We start from the raw sequence: 22,681 nt of genomic DNA, 5'->3' as shown, positions 1-22,681 counted from the left end.
GCTAATTAAAATTCAGATAGAAAGATAACTATAAAAGATTGATAAAACAAAAAAGCTTTCTCCTGTTGAGAAAGCTTTTGAGGTGCCTAGCGGATTCGAACCGCTGTAGATGGTGTTGCAGACCACTGCCTAGCCGCTCGGCCAAAGCACCGTTTTAATTGGTGCAAATATAGCAAAAATTACATTTGATACAAATTTTTCAAGCAATTTCTTTGCTGCCGATTTCATCAATTTCTCTTTTGTGCTGTAATTCAGCGTTATATTTTTTAAGGTTAATTACTCTTGTGTCACTCCACGAATCATGCCACCCGTTTACGCCAAAAAATGAAAGAGCGTCAAAGGGCACAATTCTGGAAAGTGTTCTAATCAGATACTGATAAAATCTTGGGCTTGACCCATCAAGACTCATTACTTTTGTACCGGTAATATATTTTCCTAATGTTCTTCCTTTTGTAAAATATTCCATAATAAAAATATATACAAGATACGTTGTCAACATTATCAGAATGTCTTCAAATTTACTTAAAGATGCTAATTGATAAGTAATATCAATAAAAAATTCTACACCGAAAAATTCAAATAATCCTGCAGAAAATAATCCAAACAAAAAAAATAATATATAAATTACAATTCTGTCAATTACGAAATTTATAAATCTGATTCCTATCGACGCTTTATGATGTTCTATAATTTTAAGATGTTTTATCATGTTATTAGTTATTATTGTATCAGAATGCTTTTAAAGTTAGTTTTAAATTAGCTTTGGTATCTATGACAGCGGTGATGCCATTATCATTCAGTAGAATTGGGTTAGGTTTTAAATTAAAGACTTTTCCGTTCAATTGTAAACCTTTATAATATTCTTTATTAAAGGCTTCTTCAATGCTTTTTTTAGATGAATTTTCAATATCATCTGTCGGGATTCCATATTCATCTTCAATCATCTTTACAATTTTCCCTCTGAATAAAAGTGTGGCGGTTTTTTGAAGAATATTGTTTGTTTTAAGTTTAAATTTTGTTTCTGAAAGTACAATTTTTTTCTTTGACTCATCATAAACAGGAATTCCGGATATATACGATGTACCGTTTACATAACCTTCTGTCTCTGCCTCTATCATAATTCTGTTTTCGTCTTTATAGACCTTAATGTCGGTGATTTTAACTTTAGAATTACGAACATCATATTCTTTATTCTGAAACATTCTTCTTGCAATATTCGTAGCTTCAGAAAACGGAATATTGGCGGTCGTCTGCAAAAGAAATTCGTTGGCAAGTAAAGGAATAGAATTGAAATTCATCACCGCTTTTACCGGTTGTGAAGATTCTGGTTTTGTTCCGGTAAAAGTTTCAGAAAAAATATCAATTCCAATATTGCTGTCAATCTGATTTCCATAAAATTTTAGTGGAGTGATATTGACGTTTACAGGCGTAATTTTGAGCCAGGTATTATATTCTTCAGAAATATTAAATGGTTGTGAAAAAGCATTCCATGCTAAGACAGCATACTCCTGGAAATTGAGCTGCGAAGCCATTTGCTGATCCATAGTTTTACAAAAATTATACTGCTGTTCTTTAAGGCTGGTTTCCACCAAAGAAGTAATCGGTATTTTTATTTTCCCGAAATCCAGAACAGGTTTTGTTACCCATTTAAAGCCTATTGGCTGGGTAAATGTACTTACCAACCAGTTATTTCTTAAACTGACTGCGGTTTTAAAATACATCACGGTTTCAAAAGTTGTCTGCTGGTAAGAGTATATTCCGAGTGTGCCGATGCCTTTTTCAGCCCATATTTTCAAAGGAACTTCAATCATGATGTTTCCGTTGGTATCACCAACCAGTCTGATAGGACGGGTTTTCCATACTTTTACTTTAAACTGATCATTATTGTTGTCAGTATAAGAATCATCCTGAAAGATAAGATCTTTCACAGAGGCATTTACCATATTGCTGATTTCCGAAAGCGGAATCGTTACCGGCATGGTAATGCTTGATTTTATTTTTGGAAAATTATAGGCAGCCGAAATATTGCTGTTTTGACCTAATAATCTAATGCAGAAAAATAATGCAACAAAAAAATAACTAATTTTCACCCAAAGAGTTTTTTATTGATATGAAATTAACTATTTTCTGCAATTCCGCCTAATAAAAAACTCTTTTCTAGCTCAATGCTTGCTCCTTTCATTTCACCTTTCATTGGCGGGCTTGTTTTGGTTATTTTAAGTTTAATATAGGAAACCTGATCAAATTTTTCACGGATTTTTGTGATAATTCTTCCCGCAACGTGTTCCAGAAGTTTAGAATTGATTTTCATTTCTTCATGTATAATTTCATTGATTTCTGCATAGCTTATCGTGTCATTCAGATCATCAGATTCTGCGGCAATCCATAAATCGGTATGAATTTCCAGATTCAGAATATAATAAGTTCCGATAATATTTTCTTCTGGTAAAACGCCGTGGTAAGCGTAGATTTTTACATCTTCAAGATATATTTTGCTCATGATTAGGTATTTAATGTAATTAAGTTGTACAACATAAACTGTTCGTTCTAAAAAATATGCATTTTATTTCACAAAAGACATTTAAAAAAGCGAGCCAAAACCCGCTTTTAAAATTTATTTTATACTTTTTGAAAGATCAAGCATTGCTTCAATCGGTTTCAGGGCTTTCAGCCGGAGCTCTTCATCAATCAGAATTTCCGGAAGCTCATATTTCATGCACAAATAGAGCTTTTCCATAGTATTACGTTTCATATAGAAACATTCTGAGCAATTGCAGCTTTCATCAAACACAAGAGCAGGAACAAGCTCTTTATGCGGAGCCCTTTTTCTCATTTCGTGCAAGATTCCTTCTTCTGTTGCGATAATGAATTTCTGACAATCATCTTTTTCAACAAAATTCAGAAGGGCAGAAGTCGAACCAATGAAGTGAGCCAGCTTTAAAACAGCTTCTTCACTTTCCGGGTGCGCAATCAGCTTGGCATCGGGATTGTCTGCTAATTGTTTTGCAATTCTTTCCATGGAGAACGCTTCATGTACGATGCAGCTTCCGTCCCAAAGAATCATATCCCGACCCGTTTTTTGAGATAAATATCTTCCTAAATTTTTATCAGGAGCAAAAATAATAGGTCTGTCTTTTGGCAGAGCTTCTATAACTGTTTCTGCATTGGAGCTTGTAACAATAATATCACTTTCTGCTTTTGTTTCTGCATTACAATTAATGTATGTGGCAATTAAAGCATTTGGATGCTGTTCACGCATCTTTCTTAAACCTTCACCGGAACATCCGTCTGCCAGAGAACATCCTGCCATTGTATCCGGAAGAACAACTTTCTTTGTAGGATTCAGAATTTTTGCAGCTTCTGCCATAAAATGAACGCCACAGAAAACAATCATATCGGCGTTGGTTTCTTTTGCCTGTCTTGCCAGCTGCAGAGAATCCCCCAGAAAATCAGCAATATCCTGAATCTCTCCTGGCTGATAATAATGTGCTAAAATAACTGCATTTTTTTCTTCTTTCAGCTTCAAGATAGCTTTCACCAATTCTTCTCCCTGCGGAATCTGAATTTCCTTGATGTCTAAAAATCCTTTTACAGGTAGATTTGCTTTGGCTTTATCTAATGTTTCTGTGCTCATATAAGTCAGTGTTTTTTTAATGCAGGAATCGGCAATTAGTATTAAATTTCCGGGTTTCCTCATTAGGATTTTACTTTTTTATAAAATTTTCTATTAAAGTTTTTATTTCCTTTTTCGCCTGATCCAGATTTTCATTAATCACAATTACATCAAAATCCTTGGCATACAGCATCTCTTCTCCGGCTTTTGCCACTCTTGTTCTGATGGTTTCTGCATCATCTGTATTTCTGCTGATCAGTCTTCGTTCCAATTCTTCAATGGAAGGCGGTTCTATAAAAATAGACAAAGCTTTTTCTTTAAAATATTTTTTTAATGAAATTCCGCCTTTTACATCTACATCAAAAATAACAACTTTTTGGTTATTCCAGATTTTTTCAACCTCAGATTTTAAAGTTCCGTAATATTTGTCAGTATAAACTTCTTCATATTCCACAAAAGCATCGTCTGAAATTTTTTGTCTGAATTCATCAGGAGAAATGAAATGATAATCTACGGCGTGAATTTCGCTTCCTCGCGGCTGTCTCGTAGTGCAGGAAATTGAAAATTCCAGCTCGGGAAACTGTTCCAAAGCATATTTTACCAATGTGGTTTTTCCGCTTCCGGATGGCGCTGAAAATATGATGACCTTATTCATTTTGTTGTTTCGGGTTTCGAGTTTTAAGTTTCGAGTTTCAAATTCCATCTTTTAATGATGAATCAAGAAACACATATCATCAATTTCGTAACTATAATACGTTTAATGTCTGTTCTTTAATTTTTTCCAAATCGTCTTTCATCATCACCACCAGTTTCTGAATTTCTGCGTGATTAGCTTTAGAACCCAATGTATTGATCTCTCTTCCGATTTCCTGAGAAATAAATCCTAATTTTTTTCCGTTGAAATCTTCGTTGTCCATCACTTCTTTATAATATTTCAGATGCTGTGCAAGCCTTACTTTTTCCTCTGAAATATCCAGTTTTTCTGTAAAGTAAGCCATTTCCTGATAGAAACGGGTTTCGTCCACATTTTCAAATTCTTTTAAAGTCTTTTCGTAGCGCTCTTTTACTGAATTGATTCTTACTTCTTCAAAAGGCAAAACTCTGGAAAGATAAAGATCAATATTCTGAATATTTCTTTCAAGTTCCTCATGCAGGATTTTCCCTTCTGTTTTTCTGAATTCCTGAAACTTATCAACAGCAGTGTTCACGATTTTTGACAGAGCTTCCCATTCTCCTTCATTCAATTCATCGGGTCTTGATGTTACCGCATCAGGAAGTCTTACAGCCATTTTCAGATATTCAAAATCCGGTCCGTCATCTGCAATTTTGCGGAGTTCAGAAATATAGGAGTCAATAAGATTTTTATTGATTTTCACATCGCTGCTTTCTTCCAGATTCTCCAGATTGATATAGCAGTCTACTTTCCCGCGGATAATTCTGTCGTTTAGAATTTTTCGGATTTCAAATTCTTTCTCTTTATAACGCAAAGGAACTTTGATGTTGAGGTCAAAACTCTTGGAGTTGAGCGATTTAATATCTATTGAAATTTTTTTTCCTTCAAAAACGTCTTCGGCTCTACCAAAGCCGGTCATTGATAAAATCATACTTTTTTATTGTTGTACAAAGATAAACATTTCAGTCTATAGTTTGGCTAAAGACATTGGCTGGAAGCTGGAGTAGAAAGAAGGAATATTGTTTTGAAAATAAATTAATCACAATATTTCATTTCGGTCTTAGAATTCCATTCTTCAGATAAAATAGAAAAGAAACTTCATTCATTTTCGTAAATTAGCGGTGTGAAAAAGAAAAGCTTGATCTCTGTAGTCGGTCCTACGGGAATCGGAAAAACCAAACTGGCAATAGAACTTGCAAAACATTTTAAGACGGAAATTATTTCGTGCGATTCGCGTCAGTTTTTTAAAGAAATGAAAATTGGCACAGCGTCTCCTTCTAAGCAGGAATTGGCTGAAGCACAACATCATTTTATCGGAAATCTCTCGGTAGAAGAATATTATTCTATCGGACAATATGAAACAGATGCCCTGAAAAAGCTTGATGAGCTTTTTGAAAAGCATGATTTTGTAATTCTCGTTGGCGGAAGTATGATGTATGAAAAAGCAGTAATTGAAGGGTTGAATGATCTGCCTGAAGCGAGCGAAGAAAATCAGAAAAAACTGCAGGAAATTTTGCAGACAGAGGGCATTGAGAAACTTCAGGAAATTTTAAAAAATCTTGATCCTGAATATTTTGAGATCGTTGATTTTCATAATTACAGAAGACTTCTGCGTGCGATTGATATCATTTGGCAAACCGGAAAAAAATATTCTGAGCAGATTGCTGTTTCTCAGGATTCCAGAAACTTTAATGTCATCCGAATCGGAATTGAAGCTCCCAGAGAAGAATTGTATAACAGAATTAACCGCAGAGTAGATCTTATGATTGAAAACGGACTTTTGGAAGAAGTAAAAAGTCTTGATAGATTTAAAGATTTAACTGCTTTGAAGACTGTTGGTTATACAGAGCTTTTTAAATATCTTGACGGCGAATGGGATTTGGATTTTGCAGTTTCTGAAATTAAAAAAAACAGCCGCAGATATGCAAAACGCCAGCTGACTTGGTATAGGAAAGCCGATGATATTTATTATTTGTCTTTGGGCTATTCTGATAGTGATTTCATGAACCTGTTAGAATATATTCATCAGAAAATTAATGAATAATGCATAAAAAAGTCCTCAAATAGAGGACTTTTATAATGTGTTGAAATCAGCAATTAAGCTAAAATTCTTTTTACTGCTTCTTTTACGGCTGCTGCGTCGATTTTATATTTTTTCATTAATTCAGCAGGCGTTGCAGATTCTCCGAATGTATCGTTTACCGCAACAAACTCTTGTCTTGTAGGTCTTTTTCTTGCCAGCATTCCGGCAACTGATTCACCTAAACCACCCAAGTAATTGTGTTCTTCGGCAGTGACAATTTTACCGGTTTTTTCAACGGATTTCAAAATGATTTCTTCGTCTAATGGCTTAATGGTGTGAATATTAATCACTTCACAAGAGATACCTTCTTTTTCAAGTTCATCTGCTGCAACCAAAGATTCCCAAACGAGGTGACCTGTTGCAACAATGGTTACATCGGTTCCTTCCTGAAGCATAATTCCTTTTCCGATTTCGAAAGGCATATCTTCCGGAATAAATACAGGAACAGTTGGTCTTCCGAATCTTAAATAAACAGGACCTTTGTGATCTGCAATAGCAAGTGTTGCCGCCTTGGTCTGGTTGTAATCACAAGGATTGATTACCGTCATTCCCGGAAGCATTTTCATCATTCCAATATCTTCTAAAACCTGATGTGTTGCCCCGTCTTCACCCAAAGTAAGACCTGCGTGAGAAGCACATATTTTTACATTTTTATCAGAATATGCAATCGACTGACGAATCTGATCGTATACTCTTGAAGTAGAAAAGTTGGCGAAAGTTCCTGTGAAAGGAATTTTTCCTGTTATGCTTAATCCTGCTGCAATACCCATCATATTGGCTTCTGCGATACCTACCTGATAAAATCTTTCAGGAGCTTTTTCGATGAATTTTTCCATCTTTAAAGAACCGATAAGGTCTGCGCAAAGTGCAACAACATTTGGGTTTTTATCTGCTAATTCAGCTAAACCAGCCCCGAAACCAGAACGTGTATCTTTTTTTTCTGTATATGTATATTTCATGAGAATTCTAAATTTATAATTGTTTGATGATGTAAATAATTGATTCTTAAAAAATATCGTTTATCAATTATCATTAATCATTCATATTAATAATCTGTCGGAGCTTCTAAGTATAATTGTTTGAAAGCAGTATCCAATTGTTCGTCATTAGGAGCTTTTCCGTGCCAAGCGTGAGTTCCCATCATATAGTCTACACCAAATCCCATTTGAGTATAAAGGATGATTGCTACAGGTTTTCCTTTTCCTGTTTCTGTTTTTGCTTTTTCTAAAATAGCGATCACGGCTTCCATATCGTTTCCGTTTTTCTCTTCAAGAACAGTCCATCCGAAAGCTTCCAGCTTTGCATGAAGATTTCCTAGGGAAAGTACGTTGTCTGTGCTTCCGTCAATCTGCTGTCCGTTATAATCTATGGTGGAAATAATATTGTCAACTTTTTTAGCTGCAGCATACATCAAAGCTTCCCAGATTTGTCCTTCCTGCAATTCCCCATCTCCGTGAAGCGAGTAAACTAAAGAATTGTCGCCATCTAATTTTTTTCCTTCAGCAACTCCCAGAGCAACAGAAAGTCCCTGTCCTAAAGATCCTGAAGCGATTCTTACTCCAGGTAAACCTTCATGAGTAGTAGGGTGTCCCTGTAATCTCGAATCTAATTTTCTGAAAGTTCTCAATTCATCCACAGGAAAGAAGTTGAATCTTGCCAAAGTAGAATAGAAAACCGGAGAGATATGTCCGTTGGAAAGATAGAAGTGGTCTTCATTTTTTCCTTCCATAGTAAATGGAAGATTATAGTTCATTACTTTACCGTAAAGTGCTGTGAAATACTCTGTACAGCCTAAACTTCCACCCGGGTGACCAGAATTTACAGCATGAACCATTCTTAAAATGTCTCTTCTGATTTGCGTAGTAAGAGATTTCAGCTCTTCAATACTTTTACTCATTTTGATAGATTTATTTGCGTGCGAATTTACGATTTTTTGACGGTTTACGGAAATGTAAAAAATCCGGTTATTGAAGCCGGATTTATGTTAATAAATTAGTATTTTATTATTTTCAAATTAATAAATTAGTTTCTAAACTCTTAAGAATTCTACCGTCAGAAGTTTTCCATTCTGTCAAACCATTAGCATTTCTTCCCATCACTATAGCTGCAGCATAAGATGGACTTGAAAAAATAAAGTCTTCAGTGAATTGATTATTAACAATTATCTCTTTTTTTAATAACTCTTCCCTGAAGTTTTTAAAAGAATTTGATAATGATGGTGTAACTGAATCGGCTACTTTTGATCCTTTTAAAACAAGAAAGCCTTCAGATGTTTGTTCTCCTGTAGCCTCACAACCTCTTGCAGATGTAATATAGAAAATTTCTTTGTTTTTTGAAGATTGAGAATTTTCTCTCTTATCTTCAAAAACTTTGTGACCAAGGGTATTAACCATTAGAAATATATAATTTAGAAATTCTTCCATTTCAGCTCGGTCAGATTCTGAAATTGAAGATTGGGTAGGTATACATCCGTTTTCTAAAATATATCTGTTAGTTTTTGTTGCAGTTTCATGAAGTCTATTTTCGAGGTATTTAATATGTGCTTTATTCAGATTCTCGTCTTTACTTGTAAATACAATTGCTTCATTCCAAAAGTCTTTACTGGAAAGGTGTTGATTTAATCTTGCAAATACATTTTCTGCTTCCCCAATGTAAACTAAATCTTTATTGCTGTCATTTTTTCCTAATAACAAATAAACGCCTGTAGACATTAAATCTTTTCGATCAACGCAATCTTTAATTTTTATTCTAGGGATTTTATATGCTTTACCTGTCCAGTTTGATAATTCGCAAGACATTCTTCCATTTGGATCACCATCTATTAGAAATATTTTAATTGTTTTACCAAAAGCCATTATTCAATTTTTTTTAAATATAAAGTTTGCTTTAGCAATAATATTTTATGAAGTAACTTAAAAAGTTCTTTGATAATGATAATTAAACCACCTTCAGATAATTCTTGTTCTTCACTAACCATAAACCAATAAACGTCAGTAATCCATTGAGGATAATCAATTCTACACCAATTCTGTAATTGGTAGTTTCGGTTACGGTATAATTAATCAAATACGTTAAAACAGGAGCAAGAAGTGTTACCGCAAGAATTGAATATTTTCTCGAAATTTTAAATTTGGTAAAAATTCCGAAAGCAAAAAGTCCCAGAAGTGGTCCGTACGTATAACCGGCAACTTCCATGATTAAATAGACAATAGATTTATCATTTAATGCTTTAAAAACCATAATTAGAAGAAAGAAAACTGCTGTAAAAGTTAAGTGGACCTTCATCCTCAGACGTTTTTTCTGCTTTTCTGTTTTCTTTTTGTCTTCGTTCAGGTTGAGAAGATCCACACAGTATGAACTTGTCACTGCGGTTAAAGCTCCGTCTGCCGAAGGGAAAAGAGCAGAAATAAGCCCGATGATGAAAATTACAGAAATTGCCATTGGAAAATATCCGTTTAAAGATAATGCAGGAAATAAATCGTCTCCCATAATATTGGTAATATTTCCCGAAGCATCTTTGAACCCGAAAATATTAGAAACAACTTCTTTTCCGTCTACAATATTGGTGATTTGAGCATAGCCCGCTCCATTTTGCAAGGCAAAAAGATAGAGTAACCCACCTAGAAACAGGAAAGCAAGATTTACAATAAGTAAAGTTCCTGCAAAAGTGAGCATATTTTTCTTGGAATTCTGAAGATTGTCAACCGAAATATTTTTTTGCATCATTTCCTGATCCAGTCCGGTCATGGCTATCGTAATGAAGATTCCGCCTAAAATGGTTTTCAGAAAAAATGTTTTTGAATTTGGATCTAAATTGATGAAATGAGTGTAATTTTTCTGCTCTAGAATGGTATAAGCTTCTCCAAAAGATAGATTTAGATTAGATAAAATATAAACGATACAGGCAATTAAACTGATAATCATAAAAGAAGTCTGCAACGTATCTGTAATGACGATGGTTTTTACTCCGCCTTCAAAAGTATATAAAAGCACCATCAGTAAAAGCACCAACGCAGTTACCCAAAAAGGAACTCCCAAAGCTCCAAGTAAAAATATCTGTAAAACATTCACAACAAGATAAAGTCTCGCAGTTGCCCCGATTGCTCTTGAAACAATGAAAAATACCGAACCGATTTTGTGCGCCTCAACATTGAATCTCTTCCCTAAATAAGTGTAAATTGAGGTAAGATTCATCTTATAATAAAGCGGAAGAAGAATAGCAGCAACAATGAAGTATCCGATGAAAAACCCGATAACCATCATATAATACTCGAAACCACCGAAAATGTATTCACTTCCGGTCATTTTTCCGACAGTTCCCGGAACGGAAATAAAGGTAACACCGCTTAAGCTGGTTCCGATCATTCCAAACGCTACAAGCCACCATTTACTTTTTTTATTTCCGATGAAAAAGGACTGATTATCAGAGTTTCGGCTTGTGAAATACGAGATGACCAAAAGCCCGATGAAGTATATAAAAACAAATAGCAAAAGGATTGTTCCTGAATTCATGCTTATAAATAATTTTCAGCAAATATAGTTTTTTTTCAAATGCAGCTGGATGTTGAATGTTTGTTGATGGAAGTTTGGAAATTTAAAACAGATTGCGATGCTTCACACAGATTTATTATATCTAAGAAAATAGCCGCGAATGCACGAATTTGTTTAAGAAATTAGAAAAAACAAATTCGTGCATTTGTGGCAATGATAACAGATTTTCATAAATTATCCGTGGAAATCTTTATTATTTGTGGGAACCGACGTCAAGCGTCCAGCTTCCATTATCCAAAATTACAGAACATCCTGTAAGTCTTCGTTTTTCTGGAAAGTAGCTTTCGCAAACGGGCAAAGAGGGATGATTTTTTTGTTGTTTTCTCTTGCAAATTCTACTGCTTTAATCAGCATTTCTTTTCCGACTCCTTTTCCGTTGTAGGCTTCTTCCACTTCGGTGTGATCTATGATAAACCTGTCTTCACCTGCCCATGTGTAGGTCATAAGTCCGGCTTTGTTTCCGTCGATTGAAGCTTCAAAGCTTCCGTGTTTTTTGTCGTCGTTTTGTTTTACTTCTATCATTTTAAGAAAATTTTGTTTGAATTTCTATTTCGTTAGTCAGAATTTTATGTATCGGACAGGCATCTGCAATAGCATGAAGTCTTTTCAGTTGTTCTTCGATAAGATGGCTTCCGTCAAAACTGATGTTTCTTTTAAAAACAGCGAGTTTGGTGAGAGGGAAATTTTCCAGTTCTACTTCCACATCTATTTTCTCTACTTCCCATTCTTTTCTGTCGATATACATTCGCAGTGTAGCTGCAGTGCAGCTTGCCAAAGATGTTGCGAGTATTTCAAAAGGATTGAAACCTTTGTTTTGTCCGCCTTTGTCAAGAGGTTCATCGGTAATCAGGTGATTGTCACCTGCTACAACTTCTGTATAATATTTTGTAGTTCCTAAGCTTGCTTTTACAGTTACTGCCATTTTTTAGTAAAGATTTTATTTCAATAAAAACAATTTTATGAAAAAAATTAGAAATCTGAATAATTTGGTTTATCTCTATCAGACAATAAATTATCAGATTCCTAAAATACGTAATAATTTCGATTTTACAATTTTAATAGAAATTCAAAAATTATTTTAGAGGAATATTGGCCAAAATATCTTTGGTAAATTCCCAGAATTTCTGTGTCGAAGAAATGCTTGCTTTTTCATCAGGTGAATGTGCTCCTCTGATTGTAGGACCAAAGCTTACCATTTCCATCTCCGGATAATTGGCTCCGATGATTCCGCACTCCAGACCTGCGTGACAGGCAACAACATGAGGCTTTTCGTTAAACTTTTCCGTATAAATTTTCTCCATGAGCTGAACGATTGCAGAGCCGGGTTTAGGCTTCCATCCGGGATACGAACCGCTAAATTCTACATTCATTCCTGCTAATTCTGCTACTGATTTCAGCTGTTCTGCTACGGAGTTTTTTGAAGATTCTACCGAAGATCTCGATAAGTTTAAAATTTTCAAATCACCATTTTTAAGATCAACTCTTGCGACATTGTTGGATGCTTCAACCAGATCAGCAACATCCGGGCTCATTCTGTATACACCGTTATGCAATGATTTAAGCGTTAAAATTATCTTTTTAGAGTCTGCTTCAGATAATGCTTTTTCTGTATTGCTTGTGTGTTCTATATTGATTTGAAGTCCCGGCTCAACAGAAGCGAATTCTTCAAGGATTTCTTTTTTTAAGCCATTAGTTGTATTTTCTATAAACTCATTGGCATTTCTTACAGAAATTACAGCAAAAGCTTCTCTTGGAATGGCATTTCTAAGGCTACCGCCGTCAATAGATATCAGTTGGATTTTTTGATTATTCAATCCTTCATATAAAAATCTTCCTAAAATGATGTTTGAATTTCCAAATCCTTTATGAATATCCATTCCGGAGTGACCTCCCTGTAAACCTTTTATTTCAATTCTTATAAGCTGCCATTTTGCTTCTTCTACTTGATAAGACTGCGTAATCGTCACATCAATTCCTCCGGCACAGCCTATGTCAATCTCATCATCTTCTTCAGTATCAAGATTGAGCAGAATTTGTCCGGTTAACTGTCCTGGTTTTAATCCTAAAGCACCTGTCATGCCTGTTTCTTCATCAATGGTAAACAAAGCTTCGAGATCAGGGTGAGGAATATCCGTACTTTCTAAAACCGACATAATGGTTGCCACGCCTAAGCCATTGTCTGCACCTAATGTAGTTCCTTTTGCTTTTACCCAATCCCCGTCAATTTCCATTTGAATTCCCTGATTTTCAAAATCAAAGTTTACATCATTATTCTTTTGGCAGACCATATCCAGATGCGACTGCATGACGATAGATTGGCGGTTTTCCATTCCGGGAGTTGCCGGTTTTCTGATGATGACGTTTCCTGTTTCGTCTACAATGGTTTCAAGTCCGAGATTTTCACCAAATTCTTTGATAAATGCAATTACTTTTTCTTCTTTTTTTGAAGGTCTTGGAACAGCATTCAGCTTAGAAAAATTTTTCCAGATAATCTGAGGTTCTATGTTGGATAATTCCATAAAAATTTTATTTTTCTCAAATTTACGGATAAAAAAAATGCTCCAGAAATTCAGGAGCTGTATTTTTACTAATTACTAATTACTAATTACTAATTACTAATTACTTAACATCCGCATTCGCCATAAATTGGAATCACGCTTTTTGTTCCGTCCGGCTTTTCTATCGTTAGAGTGCCTTCAAACAATAAGGCTTCTTCGTTTTTTATCTTTTTTCCTTTTACGGATATTTTATAATTTTCGTTTTCAATTTCTTTGCTAAGCTCATCATTGGCTTCCATATCACTGGATGAGATCAGGTTTAATGCCATTCTTTTTCCGTCCAGCATCATATAAGCCGTTTTTCCGGCATCATCTGCATAAATATATTTTTCGTTAAGAAAATCCTCTCTGTTTTTAGAGAAAAAGCAGGAGCATTCTTTTATTTCTTTAGGAAAAGGAAAGGAATCAACAGTGATATCCGTATTCTGAATAGCTGTTTTTGCTGAATCCTGAATGTTTTTTATGGAGTCTGTTTTTACTGATTCCGAAATGCTTTCTTTATCTTTTTTACAGGCAATCAACATAAAAGCTGAAACTAAAATGATTAAATATTTCATCGATAAATTTTAAAAAAAATACAGTTTCAAATTATAAGCCATAAGCTTATTTATCCTCTTGATCTTTCCAGAAGAACCATCATCAATAAGGACAGAATAACAAGACTTTCATCTTCATCGTCTATATCAATCAATCTTTCCAGCTGAAACCTTCTTCCAAACATAGAAGGCATCTTTTTGAGTCTGAAATAATCTTTACCGTCAATTCCTTTTACGGTGTATGAAGGATTAAGAAAATATCCTGTAAACATACTGATAACCGGAATTTCTCCTACCATATTGTCGAAAATTTTCACCCACGGATTGTCTTCTGTAACGGTGAATCTGTTTTGATCAGTCTGATCCAAGATATTATAAGTAGATTTCCATATAGAACGCATCCCTTTTCTGGCAAGTCTCCCGAAGTTTTTTCCATCCAAAATACTTTTGATAGAATAAGAAGCGTTAAAATCAATCCATTGGTTTGCCTGAATTCTAAACAGCTCCTTGGTTTTGCTTTCATCGTTAAAAACGATTACATCTTCTTTCAGTTTAAACATTTTCTGACGTACATACGCCACATAGTTTCCATTTTTATCTGTAATATTGAAATCACTGGCAAGAGTGGTAATTTTAAATTTAAAATCAAGCGGATAGTTCAGGTTGTTTAAAGTCATTCTGATTTTTTTATCATTTCAAAGATAGTGGTTTTTTATGTAAATTTCTCTTCTGGTCTAAGATAGATTTTAGCCTTATTTAGCTTCTGGTTATCAAGTATAATTGTTATTTTTGCAGATATGGATTATCCGAGTAAAGTATTGGCAAAAGCAGTTGACGAAATTTCAGGACTTCCCGGAATAGGAAAGAAAACCGCTTTACGCTTAGCTCTTCATCTTCTTAAGCAGCCGAGTTCCAGAGCAGCGGGACTGGGAAATTCTATCATAAGTCTTGTTAATGAAATAAAATACTGTAAAGAATGTCACAATTTTTCGGATTTTGAAATCTGTGAGATCTGCAGCAGCCATAAAAGAAGTGATGAGGTTATCTGTATCGTAGAGGATGTACGAGACGTGATTGCGATTGAAAATACAGGGAAATATACAGGAAAATATCTTATTTTAGGCGGTAAAATTTCCCCAATGGAAGGAGTAGGTCCGAATCAGCTTAATATTCCGAGTATTGAAAAAAAGCTAAGTACAGGAAATGTAAAAGAATTTATTTTTGCTTTGAGCGCAACAATGGAGGGAGATACAACGGCATATTATATTTACAAAAAATTCAAAAATTCGGATGTTAAATTTTCCAGTATCGCAAGAGGAATTTCTGTAGGTGATGAATTGGAATATGCAGACGAAATTTCTTTGGGAAGATCTATTGTCAACAGGTTGCCATATAACGAAAAAGATTAAATGATGGTGAAACTTTCGTTTATAATCGTTAACTACAATGTTACGCAGTTATTGAGAAATTGCCTTCTTTCAATTCAAAAATACGGAACTGGGGTAGAGTATGAGGTGATTGTTATTGATAATAATTCTTCAGATGTGTCATGGAAAAATCTTATCAGCGAGTTTCCTGATTTTCACTTTATTGCTTCTGTCACCAATGACGGTTTTTCTAAGGCGAATAACAAAGCAATACAGTCGGCGAAAGGGGAGTACCTTCTTATTCTGAATCCCGATACGGAGCTTGAAGGATTTTACTTAAAAGAAATTTTAGATTTTGCAGATTCTAAACCTAAATTTGGCTGTCTCGGTGTAAGAATGCATGATGCGGAAGGTAATTTTCTTCCTGAAAGTAAAAGATCCGTTCCTGATATGTTCAATTCGTTTGAAAAACTTTTTGCAGGATTTAAGAAGAATAATTCAAAATCATATTACCGAAATGACATTGGAGAATATGACATTGCAGAAACGGAAGTCATTACCGGAGCTTTTTTTCTGATAAAAAAAGAAGTGTATCATGCTGTTGGCGGATTGGATGAGAAATACTTTATGTACGGAGAAGATATTGATATTTGCTATACTTTGCTGAATCACGGATTTAGGAATTACTATTACGGTAAAGTTTCTATTCTTCATCATAAAGGAGAAAGCACCATAAAAGATGAGGTATATCTGCAACGGTTTTACGGAGCAATGCAGGTTTTTATTGATAAATATTATAAAACTCAAAATCCTGTTCAATACTCTTTTCTTAAAGCTGGTTTAAAGCTCAGACATAAAATTGAAAAAATAAAGCTTAAATAAAAAATGCAACTCAGGATTGAGCTGCATTTTTTTATTATTAGTTAATTTAAATTTTATTTAGCCGGTGCGTTTGTCGGAGCAGGATTATTTTCAGAAGCCGGAGCATTCTTTGCCGGAGCTTCAGTTTTAGCTGGTGCTGCCGGAATCGGAGCTGCCGTTTTCTTTGGTTTACCTGTTACTACTACACTGATCAAAATTAAAACGATAATCACAGTTCCTAAAGTCCATGTAGATTTTTCCATAAAATCGTTGGTTCTCTGTACGCCAAACTGTGCGGAAGATGCTCCCCCGAATGTGCTTGAAAGACCTCCACCTTTAGGGTTTTGAGCCATAACAACGATTACCAGAAGTACGCAGGCAATCATAATAAGAACCATCAATAGTGTAAATATTGTATCCATTAATTTTGATATCTTTTTGAATGGGCAAATTTAATGTTTTTTTGCCGAACAGCAAAATAAGATTGATATAAAAATAAAAACGGCAGCTGAATGCCGCCGTTTCATTAAAAATATATTGATTCTTATTTGAAGTCTGTATCTTTAGCCTGATTTACTTCATAAGATTTTACCTTCATGGTCATATCCATTCCCATTTGGTTCACCGTCATTGTGTAAGGCATTTTTACACCGGAAACATCTTTGTAGTCAGAGAAAGTTGTAGGGATGGTAAATGTTTGTCCCTGCGCTGACATTGTTTTTGTTTCTCCTGTTTTAAGACCAGTTTTTACGCTATAGTAATAAGTAGTATCGTTGCTCTTAATTGCGTAAGAATCTTCACCGTTGATTTTTTCAATTCCTGCCAATTTGTAATCTCCGGATTTAGCAAAACCAACCTCAGGGAAAAGTTCAGTGTTTTTCAATCTGTCTGCAATTTCCTCTTTAGTCATTTCTGCTTTTTGACCCATTTGCTCAGAAAAACCGGTTTTACCGTCAAATACCTGCTTCTGGAAAGTCATTCCGTTGGCTGTTACAAGCATTAATTCTTTTCCTCCTTTAGCTTTGATGTTTTTAATATCAATGTTTTGTCCCTGCATAGACATTGATGCGTTTACAGTATAAGAATTAACTTTAGCAATGTTTTCCTTGCCTCCGATAGCTGCAATATATTTATCGGCAACAGAAGCAACAGTTACACCGGCATCAACTTTTTGTACAGTAGGTTTAGCTACAGGATTTGCATTGCTGTCATAATACTTTACAGGATATCCTAATTTTTCCAGACTTTCAGAAATATCAGATGCTTTACCGGCAACAAAAATTCTGCTTTGATTTGGATTAATAGTAGATTTTACCGCATTAGAAACATCAGCTGCAGTTACTTTATCAATTGATTTTAAATAGTTGGTGTAGAAATCTTCCGGCAGATTCTGTACTTTTTGGTTTACTGCAAATCTTGCGATAGTTGCAGGCTGCTCCAATGACATGATGAAACTTCCTTTAAGCTTTGCCTTTGCATTTTCAAGCTCATCAGGTTTTACTGTTGAGATAGCATTAAGCTCATTCATAAACTCTTTTATCGCCTTGTCAGTCACTTCATTTCTTACACTTGCCTGCGCAGAAAAAGAAGGAGAATACTTGCTTGCACTCATGCTTGAGTAAGCTCCGTAAGTAAAGCCGTTTTTCTCACGAAGATTCATGAAAAGTCTTGCTTCACCACCACCTCCAAGAATGTAGTTGGCAATTGTTGCCGGGAAATAGTTCGGATCTTTCATTTTCAATGTAGTAAGGTTTTCCACCGAAACTACTGACTGTACTGCAGTAGGAACGTCTACAACATTGATCTCTGTTTTGGCAACATTATTAGCCGGCTCAAGAGGCGGATATGTTGTTCCTGCTTTTTTCCAGTTAGCAAAAGCTTTCTCAACCATCGGTTTTACCTTGTCAAACTTTACATCACCCACAATTACCAGATAAGCATTGTCTGGTGCATAATGTTTTTTGTATATATTCTGTACGTCTGATAATTGAATTTTGCTGATAGATTGTTCTGTCTCAAATTCACCTCTTGAAGTGTTTTTTCCGTAGGCTAATGCGTTGGAAACTTTTGATGCAATAGCATCGGCACTTTTTTCTGAAGCTTTTAAGCCCTCAATTGATCTTTCTTTTGATTTTTGAATTTCGTCAGCAGAAAATTTAGGATTGATGATCGCATCAGCCATTAAATTTAAAACTTCCGGAAAGTATTTTGAAAGGGAATTGGAAGCTGCACCTCCTGAGCTGAAGTTTAAATTAGCTCCTAAGAAGTCTACTTTTTTATTAAATTCGTCTTTGCTTAAAGTAGTGGTTCCGTTACCCAGCTGATCTGCCATGATTTCGCTTACTCCGGCAATATCTCCTTCATAATAAGGAGGTCTGTCCATTGAAAGGCTCATGTTTACTCTTGGTAACTTGTTGTTTTCCACAACCATTACGGTCATCCCGTTTTTAAGCTGAAAAGTTTTTGGTTTGGCAATGTTGATCACAGGAGTTGGTCCCGGTTTTGGCATTGCATTCAAATCAATTTTTTGTGCAGAAAGCATTCCTGAAAATAAAAATGCTACGGCTATATATGTTAATTGCTTTTTCATTTGTAAAAATTTTAATGGATAATCTTTATAAAACTTAAGTTTTCTCTAGATTATTTTTTTTCAGGTAAGTAATTAAGGATGATTCTCTGGTTAGAATTTAAATACTTTTTAGCCGCATTTTGAAGATCTTGCTTAGTGATAGATCTGTAAATGTCAATTTCTTTGTTGATTAAATTGGTGTCACCCATCAAAACATTATAAGTAGCAAGCGATGAAGCTATTCCTTCTATGCTTGAATTGGCATTTACAAACTGATTTTCGTATTGGTTTTGAAGCTTTTGATAATCTTCATCAGAAATGAGAGTAGTCTGGAGCTTTTTGATCTCAGCATCAATGTCGGTCTGAAGTGTCTGCTTCGTAGTCGCTCCCATAGGAATAGCAAAAAAAGCAAAAATACCGTAATCTTCAAGACCCTGGTTGAATGCAGCAACCTGAAGTGCTTTTTTCTCCTGATCTACCAGTTTTTTATAAAGTACAGAAGATTTTCCGCTGCTGAGGTAAGAAGAAAGCATATCTAATATATAGGCATCTTTTTCTTTATTCCCCGGAGTTCTGTAAGCGAAAACGTAAGCAGGAAGCTGGATATTCGGATCATAAGCGGTAACTTCTTTCTCTTTTGTTATTGGCTCGTCCTTAGGGAAATTTTTAGGATAAACTGTTCCTTTCGGAATGCTTCCGTAATATTCCTGAATCCATTTTTTTGTCTGTTCCGGTTTAATGTCACCTGCTACAACCAAAGTTGCATTATTCGGAACATAGTATTTCTTGTAAAATGCCTGAAACTCTTCCAGTTTAGCAGCATTCAGATCTTCCATAGAGCCAATGGTTGACCAATGGTAAGGGTGCTTTGTGAAAAGGTTTTTCTGCACATTCGTGAAAAGATTTCCATAAGGCTGGTTATCCATTCTCAATCTCTTTTCTTCTTTTACAACCTCTCTCTGAGTGTCTACACCAACCTGATTGATTTGTGCGTGGCGAAGTCTTTCTGCCTCCATCCAAAGACCCAGCTGCTCATTATTGGAAGGAAAAGTTTCGTAATAATAAGTTCTGTCGTTGGTTGTATTTGCATTATTCTGCCCACCGTTAGACGAAACAATCTTAAACCATTCTCCTCTTTTGATGTTAGGAGTTCCTTCAAATAACAGGTGTTCAAAGAAATGTGCAAAACCTGTTCTTCCCACTACTTCATCTTTCGCTCCTACATGATACATGACACCTGTTGTTACTACAGGTGCAGAATTGTCCTGATGAAGAATAACGTGAAGACCATTTGGTAAATCATATTCTTCAAACTTGATTTGCTGTGCGTTCAGCATTGCTCCGAAAAAGGCAGCTGCTGCAGCACTAAGAAGTCGTTTTTTCATAAATAGAAATTGTTTTGTCAATAAGTCTCAAAAATACATTATTTGTTACAATTTTGGAAAAACTTTTGCATAAGGTTGTGATAAAATTATTTTTTAAACTTTTGTGGTATCTGTTTCTAAAATTAAATTTTATTAAATTGATAAATAACAACTAATTTTGATTTCCAAATCTGATAATGAAAAATACTTTACCTTCCGATATATCCTACGATTCACTTATCACTCTATTCAGCCAGGCACCGGTAGCGATGTCTCTTCTGATGGGAGATGATTATGTCATTCATACTGCGAATCCTAAAATTCTTGAACTTTGGGGTAAAGATAAATCATGCATAGGTAAAGCATTGTTTGATGTTTTGCCTGAAATAAAATCGCAGGGTTTTATAGAAATCTTTGATAATGTCTACCATAAAGGTGAAATTTTCAAAGGTGATAAACTTTCGGTATATCTGGAAAAGTATGGTTTGTATGACGAGCATTTTTTCGACTTTATTTATTCTCCGGTTTATGATAAAAATCACGAGCAGATTATTGGGGTAAGTGTTGTTGCAACAGAAGTTACGGATCAGGTTTTATCCGAAAAAAGATTAAAAGAAAGTGAATACAGATTTGAAGATCTGATACAAAAATCAGATTATTCGATTGCGATTTACAGATCAGGGGATTTGTTTATAGAATTGGCCAATGAGCCGATGCTGAAAACATGGGGCAAAGAGAAATCTGTCATCGGAATGAAACTGGAAGATGCACTTCCTGAACTGGAAGGTCAGCCATTTATAGGTTTGCTAAAAGATATTTTTATTACTGGTAAAACATATACCGCAAAAGAAGACAGAGTAGATCTTGTGGTAGACGGTAAACTTCAGACATTTTACTATAATTTTTCTTATAAACCTTTAAAGAACTCGGACGGTCAGGTTTATGCCATTTATAATGTTGCAGTAGATGTAACTCATTCTGTGAATGCCCGAAAAGAAATTCAGAAAAACGAAGAGAAGCTGCGGGAAATGGCAAATTCAATGCCTCAGATTGTATGGACTACCGATCCTAACGGAAGATTGCAGTACATGAATGAAAAATGGTTTGATTTTGCTGATGCCAATTCGGAAATGAATCTCACAGAGTCGGTAAAAAACATGATAAAGCCAGAGGTTTTTGAAAGAGTTGATGAAATTTGGAAAGAATGTGTGAAAACAGGAAAGCCTTTTGAAGTAGAGCACGAATTTCGCAATCCGTCTAATGAGGAAGAATATCGCTGGTTTCTCGCAAGAGCTGTACCTATCGTTAATGAAAAGAATGAAATCAAAGAATGGATAGGAACTTTCACCGATATTGATGATTTTAAAAAACTACAGACTCAAAAAGATAATTTTCTCGGTATTGCAAGCCATGAGCTGAAAACTCCTCTTACAAGTTTGAAACTCTACACACAGGTTATAGAAAGGAATCTTTTGCTCAACGGAGATCAAAGAAATGCAGAAATTGCTTCAAAGATGGACTCTCAGATTGAGCTTCTTAACGGTCTCGTAAGAGATTTGCTGGATGTTACAAAGATTCAGAATGGACAGATTCAGCTTAATGAGTCTTATTTTGATTTTGATACACTGATTGATGAGGTAGTAGCAGAACAGCAAATGGCATCCAGGCATAAAATTGTTGTTCAGAAGGGTAATATTGGTGAGATCTTTGCAGACCGGCACAGAATTGCACAGGTAATGAGCAATTTGATCTGTAATGCAACAAAATATTCTCCGGAAGCAGATGAGGTTCATGTAAAAGCTTCATTATTGAATGATAGTATTCAGTTTAGTGTAAAAGATTTTGGAATTGGTATTCCACCGGAAAAGCAGTCAAAAGTTTTTGAACAGTATTACCGCGTCAGCGGATCCAAAGAACATACGTTTCCGGGATTAGGTTTAGGACTTTATATTTCATCTGAAATCATTAAAAGGTCGGGAGGTAAAATTTTTGTCAACTCAATTGAAGGAAAAGGGTCTGATTTTTGCTTCCAGATTCCAGCATGCAAAAAATAATAACGTACAAAAAAATAAAAGATGTCTGATTCGCTGAAGGTATTGGTAGTGGATGATAGTCCTGCAATAGTAGATTCAATAGGGATGATGCTGGATTTTGAAGGTTTCCGGGTAGAAAAATTTTATAAAGGATCTGATATGTTCAAAACGCTGAGTCCGGAAACTAAGCCCAACGTAATTCTGATGGATATGTGGCTTTCCGGAGAAGACGGAAGAGATATCTGCAAAATGGTAAAAGCTGATGAAAACCTGAAAAGCATCCCGGTTTTAATCATGTCTGCAAGCCGTGAATTAGAGCAGTCAGCCTTAGATGCGGGCGCAGATGCATTTATTGCAAAACCTTTTGACATCAATGATATGATTGAAAAAATAAGGCTTTATTCTAAGTAAGAATTAATTGTTAGGACTGCGTTATAATTTGATTTTCAACGTATGATAACATTAATAAACGC

General features: G+C 35.1%; 23 protein-coding genes and 1 tRNA gene. 5 read left to right on the top strand and 19 right to left on the bottom strand.

Annotated features, from left to right (window positions below; all coding sequences use genetic code 11):
* Positions 1-80: 80 nt before the first annotated feature.
* From AC0NBN_RS08260 to AC0NBN_RS08230, 7 genes are all read right to left on the bottom strand, one after another.
* Positions 81-151, bottom strand: a tRNA-Cys gene (locus tag AC0NBN_RS08260).
* A 48-nt stretch (positions 152-199) separates the two neighbouring features.
* Entirely contained in the window at positions 200-709 is a 510-nt protein-coding gene (locus AC0NBN_RS08255) for an RDD family protein (protein ID WP_160812220.1), read from the bottom strand.
* 19 nt (positions 710-728) lie between these two features.
* Positions 729-2,090 (bottom strand): DUF4403 family protein, encoded by a 1,362-nt coding sequence (locus AC0NBN_RS08250; protein WP_474468027.1) that lies wholly within the window; start codon positions 2,088-2,090, stop codon positions 729-731.
* 26 nt (positions 2,091-2,116) lie between these two features.
* The gene (gene folB, locus AC0NBN_RS08245) at positions 2,117-2,503 is read right to left on the bottom strand and encodes a dihydroneopterin aldolase (protein WP_160812253.1); all 387 of its coding nucleotides are present in this window, start codon (positions 2,501-2,503) and stop codon (positions 2,117-2,119) included.
* A gap of 111 nt (positions 2,504-2,614) precedes the next feature.
* Entirely contained in the window at positions 2,615-3,634 is a 1,020-nt protein-coding gene (gene nadA, locus AC0NBN_RS08240; protein WP_160812221.1) for a quinolinate synthase NadA, read from the bottom strand.
* 70 nt (positions 3,635-3,704) lie between these two features.
* A complete protein-coding gene (gene gmk, locus AC0NBN_RS08235; protein ID WP_160812254.1) occupies positions 3,705-4,268 on the bottom strand; it encodes a guanylate kinase in 564 nt (187 codons plus the stop codon).
* A 91-nt stretch (positions 4,269-4,359) separates the two neighbouring features.
* A complete protein-coding gene (locus AC0NBN_RS08230; protein WP_160812222.1) occupies positions 4,360-5,217 on the bottom strand; it encodes a YicC family protein in 858 nt (285 codons plus the stop codon).
* A gap of 192 nt (positions 5,218-5,409) precedes the next feature.
* On the opposite strand from AC0NBN_RS08230, the gene miaA reads away from it, so the two are divergent.
* Positions 5,410-6,330 (top strand): tRNA (adenosine(37)-N6)-dimethylallyltransferase MiaA, encoded by a 921-nt coding sequence (gene miaA, locus AC0NBN_RS08225; protein ID WP_160812223.1) that lies wholly within the window; start codon positions 5,410-5,412, stop codon positions 6,328-6,330.
* Positions 6,331-6,383: 53 nt separating this feature from the next.
* Here the strand turns inward: miaA and AC0NBN_RS08220 are convergent, their stop codons facing one another.
* The 9 genes from AC0NBN_RS08220 to AC0NBN_RS08180 all read right to left on the bottom strand — a co-directional run bounded on the left by AC0NBN_RS08220 (position 6,384) and on the right by AC0NBN_RS08180 (position 14,691).
* Positions 6,384-7,328: a transketolase family protein gene (locus AC0NBN_RS08220; protein WP_143885333.1), complete on the bottom strand. Its 945-nt coding sequence runs from the start codon at positions 7,326-7,328 to the stop codon at positions 6,384-6,386.
* Positions 7,329-7,414: 86 nt separating this feature from the next.
* A complete protein-coding gene (locus AC0NBN_RS08215) occupies positions 7,415-8,266 on the bottom strand; it encodes a transketolase (RefSeq protein ID WP_143885332.1) in 852 nt (283 codons plus the stop codon).
* Positions 8,267-8,378: 112 nt separating this feature from the next.
* Positions 8,379-9,224 (bottom strand): GIY-YIG nuclease family protein, encoded by an 846-nt coding sequence (locus tag AC0NBN_RS08210; RefSeq protein WP_143885331.1) that lies wholly within the window; start codon positions 9,222-9,224, stop codon positions 8,379-8,381.
* A gap of 82 nt (positions 9,225-9,306) precedes the next feature.
* Positions 9,307-10,881, bottom strand: a complete 1,575-nt coding sequence (locus AC0NBN_RS08205; protein WP_160812224.1) for a sodium:solute symporter — start codon at positions 10,879-10,881, stop codon at positions 9,307-9,309.
* A gap of 279 nt (positions 10,882-11,160) precedes the next feature.
* A complete protein-coding gene (locus tag AC0NBN_RS08200; RefSeq protein ID WP_176764867.1) occupies positions 11,161-11,442 on the bottom strand; it encodes a GNAT family N-acetyltransferase in 282 nt (93 codons plus the stop codon).
* 1 nt (position 11,443) lies between these two features.
* On the bottom strand, positions 11,444-11,842 hold the full coding sequence (locus tag AC0NBN_RS08195) for an OsmC family protein (protein ID WP_160812225.1): 399 nt from the start codon (positions 11,840-11,842) through the stop codon (positions 11,444-11,446).
* Positions 11,843-11,993: 151 nt separating this feature from the next.
* Positions 11,994-13,439: an aminoacyl-histidine dipeptidase gene (locus tag AC0NBN_RS08190; protein WP_160812226.1), complete on the bottom strand. Its 1,446-nt coding sequence runs from the start codon at positions 13,437-13,439 to the stop codon at positions 11,994-11,996.
* 104 nt (positions 13,440-13,543) lie between these two features.
* Positions 13,544-14,035 carry a hypothetical protein gene (locus AC0NBN_RS08185; RefSeq protein WP_160812227.1) on the bottom strand — a complete coding sequence of 164 codons (492 nt, stop codon included), beginning with the start codon at positions 14,033-14,035 and terminating at the stop codon, positions 13,544-13,546.
* 50 nt (positions 14,036-14,085) lie between these two features.
* Positions 14,086-14,691, bottom strand: coding sequence for an LURP-one-related family protein (locus AC0NBN_RS08180; protein ID WP_143885326.1), 606 nt, complete (start codon positions 14,689-14,691; stop codon positions 14,086-14,088).
* A 120-nt stretch (positions 14,692-14,811) separates the two neighbouring features.
* Between AC0NBN_RS08180 and recR the strand changes: the two genes are divergently transcribed.
* Both recR and AC0NBN_RS08170 read left to right on the top strand, forming a co-directional pair.
* On the top strand, positions 14,812-15,423 hold the full coding sequence (recR, locus tag AC0NBN_RS08175) for a recombination mediator RecR (RefSeq protein ID WP_130915243.1): 612 nt from the start codon (positions 14,812-14,814) through the stop codon (positions 15,421-15,423).
* Positions 15,424-16,263 carry a glycosyltransferase family 2 protein gene (locus AC0NBN_RS08170; RefSeq protein WP_160812228.1) on the top strand — a complete coding sequence of 280 codons (840 nt, stop codon included), beginning with the start codon at positions 15,424-15,426 and terminating at the stop codon, positions 16,261-16,263.
* A gap of 53 nt (positions 16,264-16,316) precedes the next feature.
* Here the strand turns inward: AC0NBN_RS08170 and secG are convergent, their stop codons facing one another.
* The 3 genes from secG to AC0NBN_RS08155 all read right to left on the bottom strand — a co-directional run bounded on the left by secG (position 16,317) and on the right by AC0NBN_RS08155 (position 20,196).
* Positions 16,317-16,664, bottom strand: a complete 348-nt coding sequence (secG, locus tag AC0NBN_RS08165; protein ID WP_160812229.1) for a preprotein translocase subunit SecG — start codon at positions 16,662-16,664, stop codon at positions 16,317-16,319.
* A 122-nt stretch (positions 16,665-16,786) separates the two neighbouring features.
* Entirely contained in the window at positions 16,787-18,832 is a 2,046-nt protein-coding gene (locus tag AC0NBN_RS08160) for a M16 family metallopeptidase (protein ID WP_160812230.1), read from the bottom strand.
* 50 nt (positions 18,833-18,882) lie between these two features.
* The gene (locus AC0NBN_RS08155) at positions 18,883-20,196 is read right to left on the bottom strand and encodes a M16 family metallopeptidase (protein ID WP_160812231.1); all 1,314 of its coding nucleotides are present in this window, start codon (positions 20,194-20,196) and stop codon (positions 18,883-18,885) included.
* Positions 20,197-20,372: 176 nt separating this feature from the next.
* Between AC0NBN_RS08155 and AC0NBN_RS08150 the strand changes: the two genes are divergently transcribed.
* A complete protein-coding gene (locus AC0NBN_RS08150; RefSeq protein ID WP_160812232.1) occupies positions 20,373-22,229 on the top strand; it encodes a PAS domain-containing sensor histidine kinase in 1,857 nt (618 codons plus the stop codon).
* Between the two features lie 21 nt (positions 22,230-22,250).
* The gene (locus AC0NBN_RS08145; RefSeq protein ID WP_160812233.1) at positions 22,251-22,619 is read left to right on the top strand and encodes a response regulator; all 369 of its coding nucleotides are present in this window, start codon (positions 22,251-22,253) and stop codon (positions 22,617-22,619) included.
* The last annotated feature ends 62 nt before the right edge of the window (positions 22,620-22,681 follow it).

This window comes from Chryseobacterium sp. L12, from assembly GCF_056133985.1.
This window is presented reverse-complemented; position numbering and strand designations above follow the sequence as displayed.

Coding starts and splice junctions, on each gene's coding strand:
- AC0NBN_RS08190 (WP_160812226.1), bottom strand. CDS start 13,439: ATGGAATTATCCAACATAGAACCTCAGATTATCTGGAAAAATTTTTCT.
- AC0NBN_RS08205 (WP_160812224.1), bottom strand. CDS start 10,881: ATGAATTCAGGAACAATCCTTTTGCTATTTGTTTTTATATACTTCATC.
- AC0NBN_RS08195 (WP_160812225.1), bottom strand. CDS start 11,842: ATGGCAGTAACTGTAAAAGCAAGCTTAGGAACTACAAAATATTATACA.
- AC0NBN_RS08160 (WP_160812230.1), bottom strand. CDS start 18,832: ATGAAAAAGCAATTAACATATATAGCCGTAGCATTTTTATTTTCAGGA.
- AC0NBN_RS08230 (WP_160812222.1), bottom strand. CDS start 5,217: ATGATTTTATCAATGACCGGCTTTGGTAGAGCCGAAGACGTTTTTGAA.
- AC0NBN_RS08180 (WP_143885326.1), bottom strand. CDS start 14,691: ATGACTTTAAACAACCTGAACTATCCGCTTGATTTTAAATTTAAAATT.
- AC0NBN_RS08255 (WP_160812220.1), bottom strand. CDS start 709: ATGATAAAACATCTTAAAATTATAGAACATCATAAAGCGTCGATAGGA.
- gmk (WP_160812254.1), bottom strand. CDS start 4,268: ATGAATAAGGTCATCATATTTTCAGCGCCATCCGGAAGCGGAAAAACC.
- nadA (WP_160812221.1), bottom strand. CDS start 3,634: ATGAGCACAGAAACATTAGATAAAGCCAAAGCAAATCTACCTGTAAAA.
- secG (WP_160812229.1), bottom strand. CDS start 16,664: ATGGATACAATATTTACACTATTGATGGTTCTTATTATGATTGCCTGC.
- AC0NBN_RS08215 (WP_143885332.1), bottom strand. CDS start 8,266: ATGAGTAAAAGTATTGAAGAGCTGAAATCTCTTACTACGCAAATCAGA.
- AC0NBN_RS08200 (WP_176764867.1), bottom strand. CDS start 11,442: ATGATAGAAGTAAAACAAAACGACGACAAAAAACACGGAAGCTTTGAA.
- AC0NBN_RS08155 (WP_160812231.1), bottom strand. CDS start 20,196: ATGAAAAAACGACTTCTTAGTGCTGCAGCAGCTGCCTTTTTCGGAGCA.
- AC0NBN_RS08145 (WP_160812233.1), top strand. CDS start 22,251: ATGTCTGATTCGCTGAAGGTATTGGTAGTGGATGATAGTCCTGCAATA.
- AC0NBN_RS08220 (WP_143885333.1), bottom strand. CDS start 7,328: ATGAAATATACATATACAGAAAAAAAAGATACACGTTCTGGTTTCGGG.
- AC0NBN_RS08170 (WP_160812228.1), top strand. CDS start 15,424: ATGATGGTGAAACTTTCGTTTATAATCGTTAACTACAATGTTACGCAG.
- recR (WP_130915243.1), top strand. CDS start 14,812: ATGGATTATCCGAGTAAAGTATTGGCAAAAGCAGTTGACGAAATTTCA.
- AC0NBN_RS08150 (WP_160812232.1), top strand. CDS start 20,373: ATGAAAAATACTTTACCTTCCGATATATCCTACGATTCACTTATCACT.
- AC0NBN_RS08210 (WP_143885331.1), bottom strand. CDS start 9,224: ATGGCTTTTGGTAAAACAATTAAAATATTTCTAATAGATGGTGATCCA.
- AC0NBN_RS08185 (WP_160812227.1), bottom strand. CDS start 14,035: ATGAAATATTTAATCATTTTAGTTTCAGCTTTTATGTTGATTGCCTGT.